Origin of the sequence: Endobacterium cereale (genome assembly GCF_009617585.1) — a bacterium.
Taxonomy (GTDB): domain Bacteria; phylum Pseudomonadota; class Alphaproteobacteria; order Rhizobiales; family Rhizobiaceae; genus Neorhizobium; species Neorhizobium cereale.
In genome coordinates, this window is the sequence record NZ_WIXI01000022.1 from 164211 (window position 1) to 185889 (window position 21679).

The following is a 21679-nucleotide window of genomic DNA, read 5'->3' on the forward strand; positions in this document are numbered from 1 at the left end:
TCTCAACAACCTATCACATACATATGTTTACCTACATAACTGTGAGTTGTTTTTTGACTTCTTTAGTGCCGGATGCCGGGATCGTCGGCAAGCGCATCATGGCGCTTCAACTGCTCAATGGCGGACAAGGCCTCGTTCGCCGACCAACCGGCACGGATTGCAGCGTTAAGCAATTTGGCTTCCGCTTCAACTTCCAGCTTGAGGTAAAGCGGTTCGAGCGCTTCCTGAACCGTCAGCAGATGTTCGTCGGGCGGTACAATGTTGTCAAATTGCGTTGCCATGATTCACTGTCTCCCTCTTTCATCGTTTTGGGTAAGAAGATTAAACTGGGCGGCGCGAAAACAGTTCCCTAAAAATTGTGCGAACGGATCGGGCGTAACGTCAACACGCCGTGATCAAGTATTCACGTTCGTTATTGCAAATGACGCGGTCCGAATTAGCGAAAGATTCAGCGATGACGAATATGGTCCGATGTCATCGACGGACCGGGGGCAGAAAATCTCGCCGCGTGACGACCATGACGGTCCAGTGAAAGGATTTTTATACATGTCCGATTATGCGAACAACATACGCAGCTTCATCGCAGAAAATTTTCTGTTTCGCGCGGATGCCGAAATTGCAGACGATCAATCCCTGCTCGATAGCGGCGTCATGGATTCAACAGGTGTTCTGGAGCTAATTGCCTATCTCGAAAGCACCTATGGCATCCGTGTCGCCGACGAAGAGATTATCCCCGACAACCTCGACAGCATCTCGAAGGTCACCGCTTATCTGACGTCGAAGAAGATCGCCGCCTGAAAGGGCTGATCGCGGCCGGGGGAACGGGCGTGCGCATCGAAACTCTCACTGCAAAAAACCGGTCGGACCGCGCTGACAAGACAGCGGTGGTGGGCGGTGACATGCGCCTGACCTACGGCGATGTCGATCGCCACTCATCGCAACTTGCGGCACAGTTACAGAGGTCTTGCACCGGTCGCGGCGACCGCATTGTCCTTCTTCTCGACAATTGCGGCGAAGCGGTCGTTTCTTTCTTCGCTGCATGGAAACTCGGTGGGATCGCCTGCCCGCTGCATCCATCCATCAAGGCCGAAAAGCTTACAGAGATTTTTCGCAGCATCGAACCGGTCGCAATCATCGCGCACGCCAGATTGCTGCCAGTCGTGGAAATCGCCTGCGCGCTTTACGGTCAACGTCCGATGGTCATTGGCGTACAGGCAGGTGCCGACGACAACAGCAATGTATTGCGCTTCAACGAGCTAGTCACCAGCAACGCGGGTTTTGATCCGCCGGTCGGCCTCGGCGAAAACGACCTGGCGTTGTTGATCCACACATCCGGCTCCACCGGACGCCCCAAAGGTGTGATGCTGAGCCACGCCAACATTGCGGCGGCCTGCACCTCGATTGCAGGTTATTTGGAAAACACCGAGAACGATATCGTCCTCAGCGTCCTGCCGCTGTCGCATGGTTACGGCATTACCCAGATGGTCACCATGGCCATGGTGGGCGGCACGCTGGTTCTCGAAAAGAGTTTCGCCTTTCCGCGGGTCATCCTGTCACGGCTGCAGACTGAAAACGTGACCGGCTTCCCGCTGGTGCCGGCCATGGCGGCGCTGTTTGCCGGCATGCCGGATCTTTCGGCGCAAGCCGTGCCACATCTGCGCTATATGACGAATGCTGCTGCCGGCATGCCGCCAACCACGACCGAACGGCTTCAAGCATGCCTGCCGCAAACGTCGCTTTACCTGATGTATGGCCAGACGGAATGCCTGCGCACCGCCTATCTGGCGCCGCACGAGGTGGCGCGTCGGCCGCTTTCGGTTGGCCATGCCATTCCCGGTACGCGTGTTTCAATTGTTGACGACAACGGCCAGCTCGTAGCGTCAGGGGAAACCGGCGAACTGGTTGTGGAAGGCCCGCATGTGATGGGCGGTTACTGGCGAGACGACGTCGCGACATCTGCTGCCCTGCGCCCAGGCCCCAACGGCCCCCGCCTGCATACCGGCGACCTGTTTCGTACCGATGAAGATGGTTTCCTCCACTTTGTCTCCCGCCGCGACGACATCATCAAGACACGCGGGGAAAAGGTCAGCCCGCAGGAAGTGGAGCGTGTGCTCTACGCCCTGCCGGGCGTGCTGGAAGCTGCCGTCGAGGGCGTGGACGATCCGGTTTTCGGACAGGTGATCAAGGCGCATGTGGCCGCCGATCCGTCAGCCGGCCTGAGCGAACGGCTGATCCAGCGCCACTGCGCCACGCATCTGGAAGATTTCATGGTTCCCAAACTGGTGGAATTTCACGAGGCCCTGCCGAAGACGGCAACGGGCAAAATTCGCCTCAACGCTGCGGATGCAGCCGAGGCCAAGGAAAACAGAGAGAGCAGGATAGCGTGATGGCAAATAACATGGGTTTCTCCACAGACAGCCTGAAGCTCGATGCGGAAGCCGAGATCGAACGCATCTGCGCCTGGCTGCGCGAAACGGTGGCGAAGGACCTGCGCAAACGCGGTGCAGTGCTCGGCATATCCGGTGGCATCGATTCCAGTGTGACTGCAGCGCTTTGCGCGAAAGCTTTCGGCCCGCAAAAAGTCATCGGCATTTTTATGCCCGAACATGATAGCGATCCGGAAAGCCTGCGGCTCGGGCAGGCGCTGGCCGCCACGACCGGTGTCGAAACCGTGCTGGAGGATATCGGCCCGGCGCTGGCGGCTGCCGGTTGCTATACCCGCCGCGACGGTTTCATTCGTCAGGTCGTGCCGGAATTCGGCGAAGGCTGGGGCTGCAAGGTGGTGTTGGAAGACGCCCTGACCGGCCGTGGTTACAATATTTCCTGGCTGGTCGTTGCCAATCCGGCCGGCGAGCAGAGCCGTCACCGCATGCCGCTGGAAGTTTATCTCGGCATGATCGCGGCCGCGAACATGAAGCAGCGCACCCGCAAGCAGATCGAATATTACCATGCCGACCGGTTGAACTACGCGGTTGCCGGCACACCGAATCGGCTGGAATACGACCAGGGTTTCTTTGTGAAAAACGGCGACGGCGCCGCCGATTTCAAGCCGATCGCGCATCTCTACAAGACCCAGGTCTACCAGCTGGCCGAGGCACTTGGCGTGCCGGAGGAAATCCGCCGGCGCCCGCCGACCACCGACACATGGTCGCTGCCGCAGGGTCAGGACGAATATTATTTCTCCCTGCCCTATGACCGCATGGACCTCTGCCTCTATGCACTCGACAACGGCGTGTCACGGGAGGAAACCGGCGAGGTAACCGGCCTGACGCCGGATCAGGTGGATGCCGTGTGGCGCAATATCGCTTCCAAGCGCAAGGTGGCGGAATATCTGCATGCCGAGCCGAAAAAGCTGATCGACTGAGATCTGCGGCCATTCGGCGACTGATTTGCGTCAGTCGTCGAACGTGTCGCCGACCAGCGGCATCCAGCGTTCGCCGGCAATGCCGCTGATAAGGGCCTGCCCGGCCTTGATCGGCTCCAGCAGCGACTTGTCCTTTGCGTGCGCCACATAAAAGCTGCGGCCAAGAAAGACAGCCTTGCGCTGCAGCAAAGCTGGTGTCAGCCACGGATGGGCCGCGCCTCGAACCGAGGCGCACCCATAATTATAGGCGTGAGCGAACATGTCCTCGACCATCTCTCCTGTCCTTGCCGGCATGGAGAGTGCCTGCAGCACCCAGCCGATGCCACCGGCTTTTGCGAAATAGACGTAGGCGGCGGCCGGTCTGCCATCCGGGCCGTAAGCGACCCGCCATTCGGGATAGCCAAAACTGCGTTTCTGTTCGGCTTGCCGGATGAACCAGTCGATATTGCCCGCATCCCATTGGGGGCGCATCGGGTAGACATCCTTCAGGGCCAACAACGCCTGACCGAATTCACCGGCCGTGACGTCGCGAAACTCCAGCCTGCGTGCCTCGCCATTTCCAAATGACGGACGGCGAAGAACAGCAATCGAGCGATCCGCGATCCGGCCGACCGGTCGAATGAGACGCGCCGCAGTGACCCGTCGTTCCATCAATTGAACCGCAGTCGAGGCAGGACGCAGAACACACATCCAATTGAGACTATAGGCCGGATCAAGCGGATGGCCGAGCTTCTGCCACATGCCAAGCGCCGTGTGGTTTGCCGTTTCGGTGAGCGAAATATCCTGCGGACCGGCCAGAAATGCGCGCAGGAGACGAGCGCCGATCAGCGGATTGGCCTTGGGATCATCCACCATCATGGAGCCCGCGAAGGCTGCAAGCAGGGAGCGGCCCTCGAATTCCAGCCTTGCGGGGGTAACGCCGATAAAACCGCAGACCCGGCCTGCCTCATCCACAGCGACCTTGGAATGCAGATCCGGCTCGTTCCAGGGATGCCTGAAAAAAGATTGCTCTATACTGGCTATCAACGACTGAGGCACGGCTTTCCCGCTGCCGGCAACACCTCTAAACGTGTGCTGGAACATGCCCGCCACACCTTCGATATCGCCTTTTTCAAAGTCCCGTATGACCGTTGTCTGTCCGCTCATGCCGATGCCACTGCAATGCCGGGCCGTCCAGGAAGGGATACGGCCAAATCTGATGTCGGCGCATTGTGCCAATACAAGCTTAAACAAACGAAAAGAGGCCCCGCGAACGGAGCCTCTTCCCACAATTACAAATGTGTTACTCGGCCGTTACATCCAGTAAGGCGGCACGCCATAATAATCGTAGACCTTGCGGTCATTGGCACTGTACCAGCTGTCGTCATCGAGATCCGAATAACGCGGCGCGCCGGTGATCTGGTCCTTGGTCAGGTCGATGCGGTAACCATCGAGCTGTTCGTCGTAGCGCAGCTTTTCCCAAGGCAGCGGATAATAGTCATCGCCGATGCCGAGGAAGCCGCCGAAGCTGAGAACAGCATAAGCCACACGGCCGCCGCGTTTTTCGAGAAGAAGACGCTCGATCGAACCGATATGCTTGTTATCGGCGCCGTAAACCTTGGTGCCTTCAACCTTGTCGCTGGCAATCAGCGAGTGGCTGTCCTTGACGTAAGGGTCCTGACCGGCGCGGGGTTCCTGATGCAACATGATGCACCTCCTCTTGTTGTTGATTGCACTTTCGAATTACACAGACAAAACCCGCCACCGCCCGCTTGGTTCCTGAAAAATACTGACGGTCTTTCGGAAGTGACAGCTGCCAAGTTCAATTGACGTTTACGTCAAGGTTATCTAATCTTCTCGTGATTGGCCGATCAGGCCACGTCCGTGCGATACTGTCGACTGGGTGAAAAGGTGGGAGGACCTTTGCGCTTGTCACATTGAAGCAGTATGGCTTCCGGTTCCCAGCTAAGGGCGACCGGAAACGGAACGTCGACACAAGGGAGGGAGAATGAATGACTGATCTTGCTGCCGCACCGGCGCGGGCGCCTGTTGAAAAAATCTGGCTGGCATCGTACCCGCCGAATGTTCCGGCCGAACTGCCGCCGCTGCATCACAGCTCGCTGGGAGAGCTGTTCGAGGAAAGCTGCAAGCGCTATTCCGACCGTACCGCTTTCACCAGCATGGGCAAAGGCCTCACCTATGAGGCGATGGAACGCGAAAGCCGCAAGATCGCTGCATTCCTGCAGGCGCAAGGGTTGAAAAAGGGCGACCGTGTTGCGGTGATGATGCCCAACATCCTGCAGAACCCGGTCACTGTTTACGGCATTCTTCGCGCCGGCATGATCGTGGTCAACGTCAACCCGCTCTATACGCCGCGCGAACTTGAACACCAGATCACAGATTCCGGGGCGACCGTGATCTTCGTTCTGGAAAATTTTGCCAACACGGTTCAGCAGGTTCTGGGCAAGACGCCGCTGCGCCATGTCGTCGTCACCACGATGGGCGACATGCTGGGCCTCAAGGGCCATATCGTCAATCTTGTTGTGCGCCGGGTGAAAAAGCTGGTGCCGGTTTGGACGATCCCCTCCGCCCTGCGCTTCAAGTCGGCACTTTCGAAAGGGGCAAGCCTGTCGCTGCAACCGGTCGAGGTTTCTCCCGGTGATATCGCCTTCCTGCAATATACCGGCGGCACGACCGGAATTTCAAAGGGTGCTGCGCTGACGCATGCCAATCTGCTGGCCAACAAGGAGCAGATGGGTGTCTGGCTGGATTCTGCGTTTATCGGCAAGCAGCGCCCGGAACAGCTGCAGTTTCTCTGCGCGCTGCCGCTTTATCACATTTTCGCATTGACCGTGAATTCGCTGATGGGAATGGCGACCGGCAGCAACAATATCCTCATCCCGAACCCGCGCGATCTGCCGGCTCTTGTCGGCGAGTTGAAAAAATATCCGATCCACATTTTCCCGGGTCTCAACACATTGTTCAACGCGCTGATGAACAATGCCGAATTCCAGAAGCTCGATTTTTCAGCGCTGATGCTGGTCTTCGGTGGCGGCATGTCGGTGCAGCGTCCGGTGGCGGAACGGTGGCTCTCCATGACGGGTTGCCCGATTACCGAGGGATACGGCCTTTCGGAAACCTCGCCGGTTGCCACGGCGAACCGCTGCAACAATCGCGAATTTTCCGGCATGATCGGCCTGCCGATCTCCTCGACGGACCTCGCCATCCGCGACGATGACGGCAACGACGTCGAACTGGGTGGCGTTGGCGAAATCTGCATCCGTGGCCCGCAGGTCATGGCCGGTTACTGGAACAGGCCCGACGAGACCGCAAAGGTGATGACGGCGGACGGCTTTTTCCGCACCGGCGACATGGGTTACATGGATGCGCGCGGTTATACCAAGATCGTCGACCGCAAGAAGGACATGATCCTGGTTTCCGGCTTCAATGTTTATCCCAACGAGGTCGAGGAAGTGGTCGCCATGCATCCCGGCGTGTTGGAATGCGCAGCGGTCGGCGTGGTCGACGAGCATTCCGGCGAAGCGGTGAAAATCTTCGTGGTGAAGAAGGACCCGAACCTGACGGAAGCGGACGTGAAGGCGCATTGCATCACCAACCTCACCAACTACAAGCGGCCGCGTTTCATCGAGTTTCGAACGGAATTGCCGAAATCGAATGTGGGCAAGATTCTGCGGCGCATGCTGCGGGAGTGACAGGTCGAACGACTTGGGTAGGCTGAAACCGCGTTGCATCACTGCGACACCGCTGAACCAAGTCCAACCGGCGCATGCCCAAAACAATGGACGCACGCACCAAGGTGAACTAGCTGTAGCCCTTGGCTGGCAACGTGGAGCGTGCGTGCGTATCACCCCTTATCATCGGATCATTGCCGTCGCGGCAGTGCTCGGCGTTCTTTCGAGCTGCGCCGGCCGGCCTGAAGGCGTGCTGATCCCGACGGCTGCCGCATCCGTTTCCGGCACCTCCAAGGTCGATGTTCTGGTCGCCACCACTCGCCGCCCATCGGAAACGCCCGGCGTGCTTTATTCCGGTGAGCGCGGTGCCGAACCGGCCATTACCGAAATCGCCGTTTCCATTCCGCCCGACAGCGCGCGTGAAGTCGGCCAGGTTCAGTGGCCGAAAAAACTGCCTGCCAACCCGGACAAGGAATTCGCCACCCTTTCGGTGACCCCGATGCAGAAACCGCAGGCGCATCGCTGGCTGCACGATCACCTGCCCAAAAGCAAACGAGTGATGGTGTTCGTTCACGGTTTCAACAACCGGTATGAAGATGCCATCTATCGTTATGCGCAGATCGTGCATGACAGTGGCGCAGACGTGGCGCCGATCCTGTTCACCTGGCCATCGCGCGGCAGCATCTTTGCTTACAATTACGACAAGGAAAGCACCAATTTTTCGCGCGATGCGCTGGAAGACATGTTGCGCACCATTGCCCGCAACCCGGAAGTGGGTGAAGTCGTCGTGATGGCGCATTCGATGGGGTCGTGGCTGACGGTGGAGGCCTTGCGCCAGATGGCCATCCGCGATGGCAGAGTGTCACCGAAAATCCAGAACGTCATCCTCGCCTCGCCCGATCTGGACGTCGATGTTTTTGGTCGCCAGATTGCCGAAATCGGCCCCAAGGGTCCACATTTCACCCTGTTCGTTTCGCGTGATGACCGCGCACTAGGCTTGTCGCGCCGTATTTCCGGCAATATCGACAGGCTCGGGCAGGTCGATCCGACAGTCGAGCCTTATCGATCCGAATTCGAGAAACAGGGCATTGTCGTTCTCGACCTGACAGCCTTGAAGGGCGGTGATCGCCTCAACCACGGCAAGTTCGCCGAAAGCCCGGAAGTGGTCAAACTGCTGGGCAACCGCCTGATCGCCGGTCAGACGGTGACCGACAACGATGTCGGGCTTGGTGACCGGATCGGTGCCGTGGCGCTTGGTACCGCCCAGACGGTGGGCGGGGCGGCAAGCGTTGCCGTCAATGCGCCGATCTCGATCTTCGATCCGGCCACACGCCGCAATTACGGCGATCAGGTCGATCGCCTCGGCCGCTCCGTCGGCAATACGGTTGAGACCGCCGTCGGCCGCTGATCGATATCTTTTATCCGGCTCATTAAACGCGCCCGCTTAGGTCACCTTGGCGGGCGCGACAAGGCTTGATTTGCCCGGCAAAGCGAATAGGTTCCCGTTCGTCCTATCCGTACCTCCCATTCCGCACTCCCCGTGCGCACCGTCAGGAGCAAGCCCATGCAGGCGATCGTCGAAAAACTGAAATCCACCGCTGCCGCCACCAAGGCCACCGATATCCGTGCGGCCTTCGCGGCCGATCCGCAGCGTTTCGAGAAATTCAGCGTTTCCGCCGAAGACCTCACCATGGATTTTTCAAAGACTGCGGTGAATGCCGAAATCCTGGCGCTTCTGGTCGAACTGGCGGAAGCCGGCGGCGTGGCCGAGAAGCGTGAAGACATGTTCTCCGGCGTTGCCATCAATTTCACCGAGGACCGCGCCGTCCTCCACACCGCGCTGCGTAACCGCACCAACAATCCTGTTCTGGTCGACGGCAAGGATGTGATGCCGGACGTCAATGTCGTGCTGGCCGCCATGGGCGAGTTTGCCGACGGCATCCGCTCCGGTTCGCTGAAGGGCGCCACCGGCAAGGCGATCACCGATGTGGTCAATATCGGCATCGGCGGCTCCGACCTCGGCCCGGTCATGGCGACGCTGGCGCTTGCCCCGTTCCATGATGGCCCACGCGCCCATTTCGTCTCCAATATCGATGGCGCCCACATTGCCGACACGCTGAAACTGGTCGAGCCGGAAACGACGCTGTTCATCGTCGCTTCCAAGACTTTTACCACCATCGAAACGATGACCAATGCCCAGACGGCCCGCAAATTCGTGGCCGACGCCCTGGGCGACGACGCCGTTCAGCATCATTTCTGCGCCGTTTCCACAGCGCTCGACAAGGTTGCCGCCTTCGGCATCGATCAGGAGCGAGTATTCGGCTTCTGGGACTGGGTTGGCGGTCGTTACTCGATCTGGTCGGCCATCGGCCTGCCGCTGATGCTTGCCATCGGCCCGGAAAATTTTGGGCATTTCCTCGACGGCGCGCATGCGATGGACACGCATTTCCGCACCGCGCCGACGGAAAAGAACCTGCCGATGCTGCTCGGCCTGATTGGTTTTTATCATCGCAATGCGCTGGGATACCCGACCCGCGCCATCCTGCCCTATGACCAGCGCCTGTCGCGTTTCCCGGCCTATCTGCAGCAGCTCGACATGGAATCCAACGGCAAGGGCGTCACCATCGACGGTACACCAGTCGAGGGTGAGTCCGGCCCAGTTGTCTGGGGCGAACCCGGCACCAATGGCCAGCATGCCTTCTACCAGCTGATCCACCAGGGCACGAGCATCATCCCGGCCGAGTTCATGATCGCTGCCAACAGCTTTGAGCCGGAACTGCGCCATCAGCACGATCTACTGATCGCCAATGTGCTGGCGCAGTCGGAAGCACTGATGAAGGGCCGCACCTTCGAGGAAGCCAAAAAGCAGCTGACCGACAAGGGCATGGACGACAAGAAGGCCGACTTCATCGCGCCGCACCGCGTGTTTACCGGCAACCGCCCGTCGATTACCTTTGTCTACGACAAGCTGACGCCGTTCGCCTTCGGCCGTCTGGTGGCGCTCTACGAACACCGCGTCTTCGTGGAAGGCGTGCTGTTCCGCATCAACTCCTTCGACCAGTGGGGCGTGGAGCTCGGCAAGGAACTGGCAACCGGTCTGCTGCCGGTGGTGGAAGGCAAGGAAAGTGCTGCCGGCCATGATTCCTCGACGCAAGGTCTGGTGAAGACGCTGGCAGGGCTGAAGAAGTAAGCGATACAAAATCGCTTTTATGCTTAGATGGTCCCGTCAGGTCAAATATCGGGCGGGATCATCATGAAATTTTGGGGCAAGGCATTCGCTGTGCTGACGGCTCCAGCCCGCAAACTTGGGCGGTGGATCGAGAGTGAATTGATCGGCGGCTCTGCACTTGAACAGCCGACACTCATCCGTAACGAAATACTGAAACTTCGAGCATCTGCGGCCGACAGGCTTTCAACAGCCTGCTTTTCTGTCGGTGCGGCAGGTGTTGTCGCGCCACTATTCGCTCCCATATTTCAGAACGGGCCGACGATTCCCAAGACCTATACGGAAATGGTGTTGATTTTCGGCGCCACCCTGATTTGGCTGACAATGGGCTTCGTGCTACATATGATCGGCGAAGCTTTTCTGCTCAAGCTCGGAGACAAGTGAATGGATGCACTCACGCTTTATGCCGGCAGCGGAGCGGTGCTTTTAGTCATTGCACTGCTCGTTCTCTATCGCCTGCGTCATAGCTGACGCAGGCGTCTGGGCCTGATCTTACAACCCGATTTCCTCCGCAAACGGCGGATTGGCGCCTGCCCGCGAGACGGTGACGGCAGCAGCCTTTGCACCCAGCGCCAGCGCGCTCGCAATCTGGTCTTCGGTCAGGCTCGCCACCTGCATCTTGGTCAGCAGGTTCTGCATCTTCAGCGAGGCAAGGATGCCAGCGTCAAACGTGTCGCCTGCACCGACCGTATCGACCACCGTCACGCGTTCGCTCGGCACCGTGACCTTGTGGGCGGCTGTGTAACCGACAGCGCCTTCAGCACCACGGGTGACGACAACCAGCTTTGCGCCGTGATGCAGCCAATGGCGGGCGAGCGTATCCTCGTCGCCTTCCATGCCGAACCAGGCAAGGTCCTCGTCGGAGAATTTGACGATGTCCGACATCGCCGCCATGCGATTGATGCGGGCGAGATGGGCAGGCTTGTCCTTGATGAAGCCGGGGCGGATGTTGGGATCGAGGGAGATGACGCGCGTTTCATGTTCGCGCTTCATCAGCGCTTCGTAGGTCGAACCGCAGGGTTCCGGGATCAGGCTGATCGCGCCAAAATGCAGCGCTTCGCAATCGTCGCCGAGTGCCGGCAAATCGGCTTCGGTGATCATGCGGCCGGCCGTGCCTTCGTCATAAAAGGCATAAGTCGCGTGACCGTCGACCAGTTTCACAAAGGCGATCGTCGAGGGGCGGGATGCCAGTGCGCAATAGCTGAAATCGACATTGCTCTTGCGCAGCGTGTCGCGAAGAATGTCACCCATCATGTCGTCGGCGAGGCCGGTGAAAAACCCGGTATCAACGCCGAGGCGGCCTAGCGCGATTGCCGTATTGAACACGGCACCACCGGCATAGGGCGAAAACGCCGGTTCGCCGAGCGTCGTTTCACGCGGAAGCATGTCGATAAGGGCTTCGCCGCAGCACAAGATCATGGATTTCCCTCCCGAGGAATAACCTGTTTGGCACAGGAATAAGCGAGCTTTTGACAATTGACCAGAGCAAAAGCTCGCTTTGAGTATGCATGTTAGCGTGGCAGTTCGCTGATGCCGCCGTTGCGGGCGGACCATGCCAGCGGCGCATCAAGAAACGCTTCGACTTCCGACAGCGTCTTTTCGTCGAACAGCTTCTGGTCACGCGCAACGGCGAGAACATTGCGCCAGGTGGCGATGTGGTGGAACTGCACCTTGCCATCGGCAAAGCGCAGCGCGCCTTCATCGAAGATGCCGTAATAGAACAGCGCCATGCCGTGATCGACGACGCCGCCGGCTGCGCGAATGGCGTCGATGAACTTGAACATCGAACCGCCGGCCGTGGTCAGGTCCTCGATGACGAGAACGCGCGAACCTTCCGGCATGTTGCCTTCGATCTGGGCATTGCGGCCGTGGCCCTTCGGCTGTTTGCGGACATAGATCATCGGAAGGCCGAGACGGTCCGCCAGCAGTGCCGCGAAGGGAATGCCAGCCGTTTCGCCACCGGCAATACAATCGAACTTTTCAAAACCGGCATCACGCAGCAGCGTGGCGACCGCAAAATCCATGATGGTGGAACGAACACGCGGATAGGAAAGCAGCTTGCGGCAGTCGATATAGACCGGGCTCATCATGCCAGAGGCAAACTTGTAATGCTTTTCCGCATTGAAATGCACCGCCCCGATTTCCCACAGCATCTTTGCCATGAGTTCTGCCATGACCGTGCGATCGGTAAATGTGGTGTGCATGTCTCGTGCTCCGTTAGATCCGTTGCGGCGGCATAGCAGCAAGAAGGCCGCGCTTCCAGTGAAACGCGGCCTTCAGAACCTAAAACTGCTGGGAACGTCAGGCGCTGGTGCGGACCTCATCGAGATCAATCGCATGCAGGAAGCCCGCGACCTCCACCCGATTTCGGCCGGCACGTTTGGCTTCGTAAAGCGCGCCGTCGGCGAGATTGAGCACGGCATCGAAGCTGCGGCCTTCAGCGGCGCCAAAAGCAACGCCGGCACTGGCGGTGCAGGACACGGACTTTTCGCCGACCGCAATCATCCGTTCGGCAAAACCGCGGCGGATCCGCTCGGCAATCCGTTCGGCACGCCCCGGCAGGACATTTCGGACGATGACCACGAATTCCTCGCCACCGAGACGCGCAACGGTATCCCGCTCGGCCTTCACCTTCATCTCCTCGGCAAAGGCGCGGATGACCATATCGCCTGCCGCATGGCCGTGCTGGTCATTGATCGATTTGAACCGGTCGATATCGAAGACGATGACGGCAGTGGACTGGTCGATCCGGACGGTACCAAATTCCTCGAACACGGCACGGCGATTGAGCAGCCCGGTCAGGGGATCGGTCAGGGCTTCACGGCGATGGAAGGCAGCGAGACGCCACTGGTGCAACGCCAGCGAAAACGCACCGACGCCGGTCATGCTGGCAATGCAGATGGCGATATTGAGCTTTTCCGCCCAGTTCTGCGGCGCATGGCCGATCACCCATTGCTGGTCGCGGATCAGCACGAAGGCGCAAAGGGCGAAGGAAACACCAGCCGTCGCATATAAAGAGGCCATGCCGACCAGCGGACCCGGCGCTTCGTGCCGAACGAGCCAGTATTCGCGTGCCGCGGCGGTCAGGAGAACAGCGGTGGTGACATTCATCACGATGATCGAAATGCCGTCATATCCCATCAGCATGGCCGGCAGGCCCAGCAGCATGACGATGGAGCCTGCAACCAGAGAGACGCGCAACGGCGAACGCCCGGAGCGGAATTGGCAGCCGGCTGCATACATGACGGAAAAGCCCGCCATGATGAAGAAATAGGAGATGGCGCCGATGACCAGCCCAGCCTCCAGCGTATAGGCGCTGTAGCAAAAAATGCCGACGATGGTTAGCGCCAGACTGACCACCCAGGTGAGCATGAAGCTGTCACTACGACGCGATGCCCAGGTCGCGAAAAGCGCCACCAGCAGGCAGATCGCCGAGAATCCCAGCGCAAGCAGAAGTGAATTGTAATCGAGCATCATGCCTCGCCGTGTCCCCGACGGGCATCATGACCCGCCATTCCCCAAGGCGAATATCCGCCCTCACGTTGGGCGGTAACTTAGGACCTGATTCATGATCAAAATATTACCGGCATTGCTAAAATGCCTGTCATTTTCAACCATTACTGGGGGGATTTCTACCCTATCTTACACAACCGCCCAGTGTATCGGGAACATCGGATCAAACACGGTCACCGGCCCGGCGCCTGTTTCGATCTTGGCGGGAAAGGAAACCGGCTCGGCCTGCTTTTCCAGCGTGATGCGATCTTCGTTCGGCGCAAGGCCGTACCATGCCGGTCCATTCAGCGAGGCAAACGCTTCGAGTTGATCGAGCGCACCATCCTCTTCGAACACATGCGCAAGGCAGCTCATGGTGTTGATCGAAGTGTAGATGCCGGCGCAGCCGCAACCGCATTCCTTCAGCGGATCGACATGCGGCGCCGAATCTGTGCCCAGGAAGAAACGGCTGTCGCCCGAGGTGGCTGCAGCACGCAGGGCAAGGCGATGGCTTTCGCGCTTGGCAACCGGCAGGCAGTAATAATGCGGACGAATGCCACCGACCAGAATGGCGTTGCGGTTGATGATCAGGTGGTGGGTGGTGATGGAGCCTGCCAGATTGCTCGCAGCGGACTTGATGTAATCGATACCGTTGGAGGTAGTGACATGCTCCATGGTGATCTTCAGTTCGGGTAAGCGCTTGCGCAGCGGATCGAGCACGGTTTCGATAAACACGGCTTCACGGTCGAAGATATCAACCTCCGGCGTGGTAACTTCGCCATGTACGCAGAGTGGCAGGCCGATCTTTGCCATACGCTCCAGCACCGGCATGGCCTTGTCCATGTCGCGCACACCGCCATGCGAATTGGTGGTGGCACCGGCGGGATAAAGTTTGACCGCATGAATAAGGCAGCTGGCCTTGCCCGCCTCGACATCGTCGGCATCGGTATGCTCGGTCAGATAAAGCGTCATCAGCGGCTCGAAACGATCGCCGGCCGGCAGGGCCGACATGATGCGCTGGCGATAGGCTTCTGCGTCCTTGGTCGTCACCACTGGCGGAACGAGGTTCGGCATGATGATGGCGCGGGCAAAATGCCGGCTGCTATCGCCAATCACGCCTTTCAGCATATCGCCGTCACGCAGATGCAGGTGCCAATCATCGGGGCGGCGGATGCTGATGCGGGTCATGGGAAGCGGCCTTTTTCGTGAAGATCACCTTCGCCATACCACCGAAAGCTAGAGCGAAACAACCACGCACCAAAGCGTGATTAAAATTCTCGACTACGAAGAAAACGAAGTCATTTCATACCGCTAACCAGCGTTTTTAGCCCGTTTCACCTCGATTCGCTTTAACATACGCAATGAAATCCGCGCCTCTCGGCGGAACCGACGCCCAATTTCGACGTTCGTTCATCAATCTTTAAGTGATGACAGGTCGGAGGCGAGGATGAATTCCCGTTCCAATAAAATCAATAGAATGATTATGCTGACCACAGGAAGTGCGGTCGCATTGTGCATGCTGACCGTCTCCCTGAACGCGGAGCAACGCGCCAAGGTCGAACACACGGCCGCTCTACAGAGCGATTGTGACCGCATGGCAGGCAGCGCCTACGACAAGGACCGAAACGCTACATTTGCACCTGTCGATGTCAACGATATCGATGTGCAGGCAGTCGGTGTTTGTCGCACTGCCTTCGAGGCAACTGGCAATCCGCGTTTCGCTTACCAGCTCGGTCGCGCGCTGAACAAGACGCAGGAGCCGGATGAAGCCATGGCAGCCTATGAAGCCGCCGTCGATGGTGGATATTCCGCTGCTAAGGTCAATTTTGGCATGCTGATGGGACGCCTTGGCGATGCGCAATCCGAATTCCGCCTTTACAACGAGGCTGCCGCCAGCGGCAATGTGCTCGCACAGTATAATCTTGGTGTGGCCTATCGCGACGGGATCGGTACGCAGGTGAGCGGCGAGCAGGCCCTGCACTGGTTCGAAGAAGCTGCCGTCGGCGGCGATGATACCGCCGCCTTCAACATCGGCTCCATCTATGATGAGGGCAAGCTTGTGCCGGAAGACAACCAGACGGCTATCGCATGGTACGATCTGGCGGCACAGCGCGGTTCCACGGACGGCATGATCAATCTCGGCCTGATGTACGAAAACGGCGAAGGCATTGCAGCCAACCCTGAACGTGCTGCCGAAATGTTCCGAGCCGCTGCCGACAAGGGTGATGTGTTCGGCGCCTACAAGCTGGCGCAGTTGCAAGATCACGGCGTGACGCCGCCTGTTCCACAGCAGCCTGATCAACTGGGCGAAAGCGTCAGCACGCTTGTTCTCAAGCAGGGCGATGTCGAGCCTTTTGGCGCCAAGCCCAAGGATATCTAAAGGCCCCGGAGCGCTGCCCGCTCCATCCCGGGCCCAAGCGTTCCAAGAGCCCGGACCGGTCATGCCGGTCCGGGCTTCTCTCTATTTACGCGTCTGGTATATCGCCCGCGGAAGGCCCCCACACATCGGTCATGGCAAAACCCGCGCTGAGCGGATCGAATGGATCGAGCGCCACCTGATGTAGCCCGAAGGTGAAACCCCGGCCAGCGATGGTCGGCACGATGGCGGGCTTGCCGGCGATCGTGGTTTCCCGCTCGAGACCGACCTCGAATTCCGAGCCGATGATCGAGCGCGACGTGAAGACGTCGCCGACCTTGACCTTGCCGCGCGCATGCAGTGCTGCAAGATTTGCAGAATTTCCGGTGCCGCAAGGAGAGCGATCCGCTCTGCCCGGCCACATGGTGGTGCAGGTGCGCACGGCGCCATCGGCATCCACATCGCGGAACATCACATAAGCGATGCCCGAAATGGCGGGAATTTCCGGATGGACGACCGGCAACGCGTCATTGGCGAGCTGCTTGATGACCATGCCGGCGCTGACGAGTGCCGCCGCATTGCCCTTGGAAATGGTGAGCCCGATCTGGCCGACATCCACAAGCGCGTAAAAAATGCCGCCGTAACAGACGTCGAGGCTGATCTCGCCCCATTCAGGCGTCGAGAGCTTCTGGTCAAGCACGTGCACGAAGGACGGCACCATGGTGAGCTTGACCTTTTCGCAGCGACCATCTCGGCAAGTGGCAACGGCCCGCACAAGCCCGGCCGCCGTTTCCAACGTCACAACGGTTTCCGGCTCCTGCATCTCGACAATACCGGATTCCAGAAGCGCGGTCGTCACGCAGATCGAGTTCGAACCCGAGCTTGCATGCGCCTGATCCGGTTGCAGGATGACAAAGGCGGCATCGGCGGCGGGGTCGGTTGGTGGCAGAAGAAGATTGACGGAGCCGAGTGGCATGCCGCGCGGTTCGAGGCAAAGAAAACGGCGCAGTTCCTGTCCCTTGGGATCGCTGTTGAGCCATGCCAGCTTGGCGGCTGTCGTCTCGCCCGGGATCTTTGGCACGCCGCCGATCGCCACGCGACCTATTTCACCTTCGCAGTGGACGTCCAGCAGCTGGATCGTACGCTTCCACCTCATTTACGTCTTCCTTATATGAGCAGGTCTATTTTGCCATTGTCTGCATCGCTGATCGGGTGCAGTAGTGCGGATAGTTCTAGACCGGTCCAGCAACGCAAATCGAGGGAAAAGCGTCGGATGCTCGCCATATTCGGAAAAGCCGCCTTGTCTGCAGGCGCTGCTATTCTCGATGTCTATCGCAATGGCATGGACGTCTCGCTGAAAGCCGATGCGAGCCCGGTGACGCAGGCCGATGAAATCGCGGAGGAGATCATCGTTGCGGCGTTGAGCGAGGCTTTTCCGAACATCCCGGTGATCGCCGAAGAGGCGGTTGCTGCCGGCCATGCGCCCGAAATCGATGATCGCTTCTTTCTGGTCGATCCTCTGGATGGAACGAAAGAATTCATCACCAAGAATAGCGATTTCACCGTCAATATCGCCCTGATCGACGGGGGCGTGCCGGTGGCCGGCGTCGTTTATGCGCCGGCACTTGGCGTTGCCTATGCCGGCGAAGGCGACAGAGCTTGGAAAATGGCTGTTTCGGACGAAGGCCAGGTGACCATTCGTGTGCCGATCACAAGCCGCACGGTGGTGAGCCCGCCTGTCGGACTGATCAGCCGCTCGCATTGCGATGCGAAAACCCATGCTTTCGTTGCCGAACATGCGGTCAAGGAATGTCGCAGCATCGGTTCGTCGCTGAAATTCTGCATGCTCGCCGAGGGTGGCGCTGACGTCTATCCGCGCTTCACCCGCACGATGGAATGGGACACCGCGGCAGGCGATGCCGTCTTGAGGGCAGCAGGCGGCAGAACGCTGGGGCTGGACGGCAAGCCGCTCCTCTACGGCAAGCGCAACCAGGCGCATGACAGCGACTTCGCCAACCCCTCCTTCATCGCCTGGGGAAGAGCCGCCGAAACGGCCTGACCCTCACACGGCAACGGAATGACGTGCCGCGCCCTGCCCGAGATAACGGTCGAAACGTGATGCAATGGTACGCACGAAGGCCTGCCCCTCCGGCGTGACCGAAAATAGGTCTCCATCAAATGCTGTCATGCCGTCACCATCCTGCTGGTGCACCTGAGCCGCCTCCGGCCGCAGCACCGAGGCCGCAGGGCCGAAACGTCGCTCCAGATCGCTGACGGAAAAGGCATAGGCGCACATCAGGTCCTCAATGGCGGCGCCGACGACACGGTCGATATCCGTCAACTCCTTGCCCCTCAGGACCGGAAGGCGGCTTTCCTTCACAGAACGCATATATTCGCCGGTCGCCACGATGTTCTGCACATATCCGCGACCGACCTTGCCGATGGAAGACGCGCCAAGCCCGACGAGGCCGGGGGCGGCATCCGTGGTATAACCCTGGAAATTGCGATGAACCTCGCCGGCTTCCAGCGCTGCCGCAAGGCTGTCGCCGGGTTTTGCGAAATGGTCGATACCCACCGCCAGATATCCGGCCTGCGCCAAGCGCTCACTGACGAGGCCTGCCATGGCGAAACGATCCTGCACACCCGGCAGCGCCTGCTCATCGATCAGCGTCTGGTGCTTTTTCATCCACGGCACATGCGCATAACCAAAAATGGCAAAACGATCCGGCTTCATGGCAAGCGACAATTCAATGGTGCGCTCAACGCTTTCCATCGTCTGGTTCGGCAGGCCATAGACGATATCGAGATTAACGCCGCCGATGCCGAGCTCGCGGAGCGTCCCGACGACAAAGGCCGTCTGCTCGAAGCTTTGAGGGCGATTTATAGCCTTCTGCACCGCTTCATCGAAATCCTGCACACCGATGCTGGCGCGGGTGACGCCGAAATCGCGCCATGCGGTGAGTTTTTCCTCATCAACGAAACCGGGATCGATCTCGACGCTGATTTCGCAATTTCCGATGATATCGAAATGCTCATCGAGCGCCTCGCGAAGGCGCTGCAAATCCTTGGGCGCAATCATGGTCGGGGAGCCGCCGCCAAAATGGATGGCGATCACTTCACGCCGCTCTTTTAATGCCGCTGCTACGAGGCCAATCTCCAGAAGCAGCGCATCGAGATAGGCCGCGAGCGGATCGTAGCGCTTCACCTGCTTGGTGTGACAGCCGCAATACCAACAGAGTCGATCGCAGAAGGGCATATGCAGATAAAGGGAGAGCGGGCCATCATGTTCGCCAAGCCAGACCGCATAGTCGTCCGGACCGATGCCTGCATGGAAATGCGGCGCCGTGGGATAGCTGGTGTAACGGGGTACGGGTGCGGCATAGCGGGCAACGAGATCCGGGTGCATGAAGGGCTCCTTTTCAGCCCTAAAATTATGCCACCCTTGCGGACAATTCCTTGACTTCGATCAAGTCTACGCCGCCATCCCCAAACCGCCCGCGATGATGTAAGCTTTGTGGTCCAGTCAAGGTTCGCCAATTGTGCGGCACATTCGAATCGGAGTTTCGCAATGTCTTTGATTCAGGAACCACTTTTGCCGGCGCCACGACCTCATCCCGAAGAAATCAGGTCGGATTTCGAAATGCGATTCGGAAAACACATCACCATGCAGGCCAGCGCGCGAATCACGCCTGCCGGGGTGATCAGCGCAGGTATCGCGGTGGCGGTGATGACATTGGCGCTGGGATATGTCGCCGGTTCGGCATGGCGTAGAAAATAACAAGCCAACCGACGTTGAGCGCAACAGGGCGCTTCTTTGGTTACGACTTCAGCGTTATTTCAAGAGAAGTGAAATGGCGCACCCGAAGAGATTCGAACTCCTGACCCCCAGATTCGTAGTCTGGTGCTCTATCCAGCTGAGCTACGGGTGCGTCTGTCGGCGGTGTGTCCCGCCTCGTCAGCGGCGTGTTCCGCTGGCGTGGCGATCCTCTAAAACGTCCCGGAAACGAATGCAAGCGATTTTGCCGCCCGATTTGTCATTTTATCGACATAAGTCGTGCGTAGCATTGAATTCATTACGAAAAACGTATCAGGCCCGGGCCCGATAGTCTTCGAAGGAAACCGGGCGATCCGGAATCTCGATACGGAACTGGGTTCCCGGTCCCGGCTTTTCCACCAGACCGATCGTACCGCCATGGGCCAGAACCAGTTCGCGGGCAATCACGAGGCCAAGGCCAGTGCCGCCGGAGCGGGCCGAACCGCGAAATGCGGAGAACAGATTTTCCCGAGCCTTGCGCGGCATGCCGGGACCGGTATCGTCGATTGTAATCCCCACCACACTGCCGACACGCTGCGCCGTGACGCTTACGCGGCGACCGAGAAGCGGATCGACGTCATCGGACTGGGCGAGCGCCTGCACGGCGTTACGGCAGAGATTGTGAATGACGCGGAACATTTGCTCGCTGTCGGCATCCACTTCGAGGTCAGCGGGGATCTGGTCGAGATATTCGATATCGCCATCTGGATCGAGCGCCAGCATATCGCGCACTTCCTGACACAGGCCACCGAGACGAATACGACGACGTTTTGGCGCGGCTTCGCGCGCCTGGCCGTAAGCCAGAACCTCGGTCGAATACTCGACGGCGCGGTCGATCGTGCGCAGAAGTTTTGGCGCAAAACTGCGCACCATCGGATCCTCCACATCCACCAACCTGTCCGACATCAGCTGTGCGGAGGCGAGGATGTTGCGCATGTCGTGATTGATCTTGGAAACGGCCAGACCAAGGTCGGCGAGGTTCTTCTGCTGTTTCAGCGTGCGCTGCAACTCGACCTGCATGCTGGTCAAATGGCGGCCGGCAACCGCAAGCTCGCCCTTTTCCTTGCCTGGACTGAACAGGCGCCCCGGATCCTCCGGGTGTTCGGAAAAAATCTGCATGCCGCGTGTCAGTCGCCGAATCGGCTTGATCATCATGCGATTGATGGAAACGTAGATCAGGAAGGCGGTGATCAGCGAGATCATCAGCGACAGGATGAACATGTCGCGGGAAAAGCTCAGCATAGCCTTGTGCAAGGCTTTGTCGCTCATCACCAGTTCGATGATCATGTCGCTTTCGCCGATCGGCCCGTAAACGCGCATGATGCGGTTACCGCCGAAGACCAGTGTTTCGAGCGAGTCACGCATGGAGATGAGTGGCGTCTGGGCGGCAAGGTCGATCTGTTCATCGACCTGGGGCGGCACGTCGATGGCCGCCAGAAGACGCGAGGTCCCGTCCTTGCGCAACGCGATGACCTTGGTGCCGGTCGCCAGCAGCGTATCATCCTGCACCGCGCGCGGCAGTTCGGCAGGCTGCAGGCCGTCGATGACGATGCCGGCAGCGGCTGCCGTATCCAGCCTGTCACGCAGCCAGCCATCACGCATATTGGCGACGGTCGGCACAAAGATCAGGATTTCGGCGAGCATGACGAAAATGACCGTGAGCCACAGAAGGCGCCCCGACAGGCCGCCGAAGACGCGCGGCATCGGATCCAGCGGCAAATCGGCCGCCGATCGCGTCTCGCCTTCCCGAGGCAGA

The 21679-nt window shown here is 59.1% G+C and carries 20 protein-coding genes and 1 tRNA gene; 10 read left to right on the top strand and 11 right to left on the bottom strand.

Annotated features, from left to right (window positions below):
* Positions 1-62: 62 nt before the first annotated feature.
* Positions 63-281, bottom strand: a complete 219-nt coding sequence (locus tag GAO09_RS01000) for a hypothetical protein (RefSeq protein WP_153352205.1) — start codon at positions 279-281, stop codon at positions 63-65.
* A gap of 265 nt (positions 282-546) precedes the next feature.
* Between GAO09_RS01000 and GAO09_RS01005 the strand changes: the two genes are divergently transcribed.
* The 3 genes from GAO09_RS01005 to nadE are packed head-to-tail and all read left to right on the top strand — an operon-like array spanning position 547 to position 3364.
* A complete protein-coding gene (locus GAO09_RS01005) occupies positions 547-798 on the top strand; it encodes an acyl carrier protein (protein WP_153352206.1) in 252 nt (83 codons plus the stop codon).
* 29 nt (positions 799-827) lie between these two features.
* On the top strand, positions 828-2387 hold the full coding sequence (locus tag GAO09_RS01010) for a class I adenylate-forming enzyme family protein (protein ID WP_324184943.1): 1560 nt from the start codon (positions 828-830) through the stop codon (positions 2385-2387).
* A complete protein-coding gene (nadE, locus tag GAO09_RS01015; RefSeq protein WP_153352207.1) occupies positions 2387-3364 on the top strand; it encodes an NAD(+) synthase in 978 nt (325 codons plus the stop codon). Before GAO09_RS01010 ends, nadE begins: the two co-directional genes overlap by 1 nt.
* Positions 3365-3394: 30 nt before the next feature.
* Here the strand turns inward: nadE and GAO09_RS01020 are convergent, their stop codons facing one another.
* Together GAO09_RS01020 and GAO09_RS01025 are read right to left on the bottom strand one after the other, a co-directional pair.
* The gene (locus tag GAO09_RS01020; protein WP_153352208.1) at positions 3395-4510 is read right to left on the bottom strand and encodes a hypothetical protein; all 1116 of its coding nucleotides are present in this window, start codon (positions 4508-4510) and stop codon (positions 3395-3397) included.
* A gap of 147 nt (positions 4511-4657) precedes the next feature.
* Complete coding sequence (locus GAO09_RS01025) at positions 4658-5050, bottom strand: PRC-barrel domain-containing protein (protein ID WP_153352209.1); 393 nt, start codon at positions 5048-5050, stop codon at positions 4658-4660.
* 305 nt (positions 5051-5355) lie between these two features.
* Between GAO09_RS01025 and GAO09_RS01030 the strand changes: the two genes are divergently transcribed.
* The 4 genes from GAO09_RS01030 to GAO09_RS01045 all read left to right on the top strand — a co-directional run bounded on the left by GAO09_RS01030 (position 5356) and on the right by GAO09_RS01045 (position 10645).
* A complete protein-coding gene (locus GAO09_RS01030) occupies positions 5356-7056 on the top strand; it encodes a long-chain fatty acid--CoA ligase (RefSeq protein ID WP_153352210.1) in 1701 nt (566 codons plus the stop codon).
* A 145-nt stretch (positions 7057-7201) separates the two neighbouring features.
* Positions 7202-8443, top strand: coding sequence for an alpha/beta hydrolase (locus GAO09_RS01035; RefSeq protein WP_324184944.1), 1242 nt, complete (start codon positions 7202-7204; stop codon positions 8441-8443).
* Between the two features lie 156 nt (positions 8444-8599).
* Positions 8600-10225 carry a glucose-6-phosphate isomerase gene (pgi, locus tag GAO09_RS01040; protein WP_153352211.1) on the top strand — a complete coding sequence of 542 codons (1626 nt, stop codon included), beginning with the start codon at positions 8600-8602 and terminating at the stop codon, positions 10223-10225.
* A 63-nt stretch (positions 10226-10288) separates the two neighbouring features.
* The gene (locus GAO09_RS01045; protein ID WP_153352212.1) at positions 10289-10645 is read left to right on the top strand and encodes a hypothetical protein; all 357 of its coding nucleotides are present in this window, start codon (positions 10289-10291) and stop codon (positions 10643-10645) included.
* Between the two features lie 108 nt (positions 10646-10753).
* Here GAO09_RS01045 and GAO09_RS01050 read toward each other — a convergent pair whose 3' ends face one another.
* The 4 genes from GAO09_RS01050 to pyrC all read right to left on the bottom strand — a co-directional run bounded on the left by GAO09_RS01050 (position 10754) and on the right by pyrC (position 14941).
* A complete protein-coding gene (locus GAO09_RS01050) occupies positions 10754-11680 on the bottom strand; it encodes a carbohydrate kinase family protein (protein ID WP_153352213.1) in 927 nt (308 codons plus the stop codon).
* 92 nt (positions 11681-11772) lie between these two features.
* A complete protein-coding gene (locus GAO09_RS01055) occupies positions 11773-12465 on the bottom strand; it encodes an orotate phosphoribosyltransferase (RefSeq protein ID WP_153352214.1) in 693 nt (230 codons plus the stop codon).
* A gap of 97 nt (positions 12466-12562) precedes the next feature.
* Positions 12563-13738, bottom strand: a complete 1176-nt coding sequence (locus GAO09_RS01060) for a GGDEF domain-containing protein (RefSeq protein ID WP_153352215.1) — start codon at positions 13736-13738, stop codon at positions 12563-12565.
* Between the two features lie 165 nt (positions 13739-13903).
* Entirely contained in the window at positions 13904-14941 is a 1038-nt protein-coding gene (pyrC, locus tag GAO09_RS01065) for a dihydroorotase (protein ID WP_153352216.1), read from the bottom strand.
* A 289-nt stretch (positions 14942-15230) separates the two neighbouring features.
* Between pyrC and GAO09_RS01070 the strand changes: the two genes are divergently transcribed.
* Positions 15231-16133: a tetratricopeptide repeat protein gene (locus GAO09_RS01070; protein WP_209018564.1), complete on the top strand. Its 903-nt coding sequence runs from the start codon at positions 15231-15233 to the stop codon at positions 16131-16133.
* 85 nt (positions 16134-16218) lie between these two features.
* On the opposite strand, the gene GAO09_RS01075 is transcribed toward GAO09_RS01070, so the two are convergent.
* Entirely contained in the window at positions 16219-17265 is a 1047-nt protein-coding gene (locus tag GAO09_RS01075) for a proline racemase family protein (protein WP_153352218.1), read from the bottom strand.
* 117 nt (positions 17266-17382) lie between these two features.
* Here GAO09_RS01075 and cysQ point away from each other — a divergent pair, with 117 nt between their 5' ends.
* Positions 17383-18168, top strand: a complete 786-nt coding sequence (gene cysQ / locus GAO09_RS01080; protein ID WP_153352219.1) for a 3'(2'),5'-bisphosphate nucleotidase CysQ — start codon at positions 17383-17385, stop codon at positions 18166-18168.
* A 3-nt stretch (positions 18169-18171) separates the two neighbouring features.
* Here the strand turns inward: cysQ and hemN are convergent, their stop codons facing one another.
* The gene (gene hemN, locus GAO09_RS01085; protein WP_153352220.1) at positions 18172-19515 is read right to left on the bottom strand and encodes an oxygen-independent coproporphyrinogen III oxidase; all 1344 of its coding nucleotides are present in this window, start codon (positions 19513-19515) and stop codon (positions 18172-18174) included.
* Positions 19516-19749: 234 nt separating this feature from the next.
* On the opposite strand from hemN, the gene GAO09_RS01090 reads away from it, so the two are divergent.
* A complete protein-coding gene (locus GAO09_RS01090) occupies positions 19750-19887 on the top strand; it encodes a hypothetical protein (RefSeq protein ID WP_235937877.1) in 138 nt (45 codons plus the stop codon).
* Between the two features lie 74 nt (positions 19888-19961).
* On the opposite strand, the gene GAO09_RS01095 is transcribed toward GAO09_RS01090, so the two are convergent.
* Both GAO09_RS01095 and GAO09_RS01100 read right to left on the bottom strand, forming a co-directional pair.
* Positions 19962-20038: transfer RNA gene (locus GAO09_RS01095), tRNA-Arg, on the bottom strand.
* Between the two features lie 158 nt (positions 20039-20196).
* A complete protein-coding gene (locus GAO09_RS01100) occupies positions 20197-21627 on the bottom strand; it encodes a sensor histidine kinase (protein ID WP_235937903.1) in 1431 nt (476 codons plus the stop codon).
* Positions 21628-21679 lie beyond the last annotated feature (52 nt).

What these genes read in the sequence shown, in the direction of transcription:
- hemN (WP_153352220.1), bottom strand. Translation starts at nt 19,515, where the DNA reads ATGCACCCGGATCTCGTTGCCCGCTATGCCGCACCCGTACCCCGTTAC.
- GAO09_RS01045 (WP_153352212.1), top strand. Translation starts at nt 10,289, where the DNA reads ATGAAATTTTGGGGCAAGGCATTCGCTGTGCTGACGGCTCCAGCCCGC.
- nadE (WP_153352207.1), top strand. Translation starts at nt 2,387, where the DNA reads ATGGCAAATAACATGGGTTTCTCCACAGACAGCCTGAAGCTCGATGCG.
- pgi (WP_153352211.1), top strand. Translation starts at nt 8,600, where the DNA reads ATGCAGGCGATCGTCGAAAAACTGAAATCCACCGCTGCCGCCACCAAG.
- GAO09_RS01060 (WP_153352215.1), bottom strand. Translation starts at nt 13,738, where the DNA reads ATGATGCTCGATTACAATTCACTTCTGCTTGCGCTGGGATTCTCGGCG.
- GAO09_RS01000 (WP_153352205.1), bottom strand. Translation starts at nt 281, where the DNA reads ATGGCAACGCAATTTGACAACATTGTACCGCCCGACGAACATCTGCTG.
- pyrC (WP_153352216.1), bottom strand. Translation starts at nt 14,941, where the DNA reads ATGACCCGCATCAGCATCCGCCGCCCCGATGATTGGCACCTGCATCTG.
- GAO09_RS01055 (WP_153352214.1), bottom strand. Translation starts at nt 12,465, where the DNA reads ATGCACACCACATTTACCGATCGCACGGTCATGGCAGAACTCATGGCA.
- GAO09_RS01030 (WP_153352210.1), top strand. Translation starts at nt 5,356, where the DNA reads ATGACTGATCTTGCTGCCGCACCGGCGCGGGCGCCTGTTGAAAAAATC.
- GAO09_RS01050 (WP_153352213.1), bottom strand. Translation starts at nt 11,680, where the DNA reads ATGATCTTGTGCTGCGGCGAAGCCCTTATCGACATGCTTCCGCGTGAA.
- GAO09_RS01020 (WP_153352208.1), bottom strand. Translation starts at nt 4,510, where the DNA reads ATGAGCGGACAGACAACGGTCATACGGGACTTTGAAAAAGGCGATATC.
- GAO09_RS01005 (WP_153352206.1), top strand. Translation starts at nt 547, where the DNA reads ATGTCCGATTATGCGAACAACATACGCAGCTTCATCGCAGAAAATTTT.
- GAO09_RS01090 (WP_235937877.1), top strand. Translation starts at nt 19,750, where the DNA reads ATGCGATTCGGAAAACACATCACCATGCAGGCCAGCGCGCGAATCACG.
- GAO09_RS01025 (WP_153352209.1), bottom strand. Translation starts at nt 5,050, where the DNA reads ATGTTGCATCAGGAACCCCGCGCCGGTCAGGACCCTTACGTCAAGGAC.
- GAO09_RS01075 (WP_153352218.1), bottom strand. Translation starts at nt 17,265, where the DNA reads ATGAGGTGGAAGCGTACGATCCAGCTGCTGGACGTCCACTGCGAAGGT.
- GAO09_RS01100 (WP_235937903.1), bottom strand. Translation starts at nt 21,627, where the DNA reads ATGCCGCGCGTCTTCGGCGGCCTGTCGGGGCGCCTTCTGTGGCTCACG.
- cysQ (WP_153352219.1), top strand. Translation starts at nt 17,383, where the DNA reads ATGCTCGCCATATTCGGAAAAGCCGCCTTGTCTGCAGGCGCTGCTATT.
- GAO09_RS01070 (WP_209018564.1), top strand. Translation starts at nt 15,231, where the DNA reads ATGATTATGCTGACCACAGGAAGTGCGGTCGCATTGTGCATGCTGACC.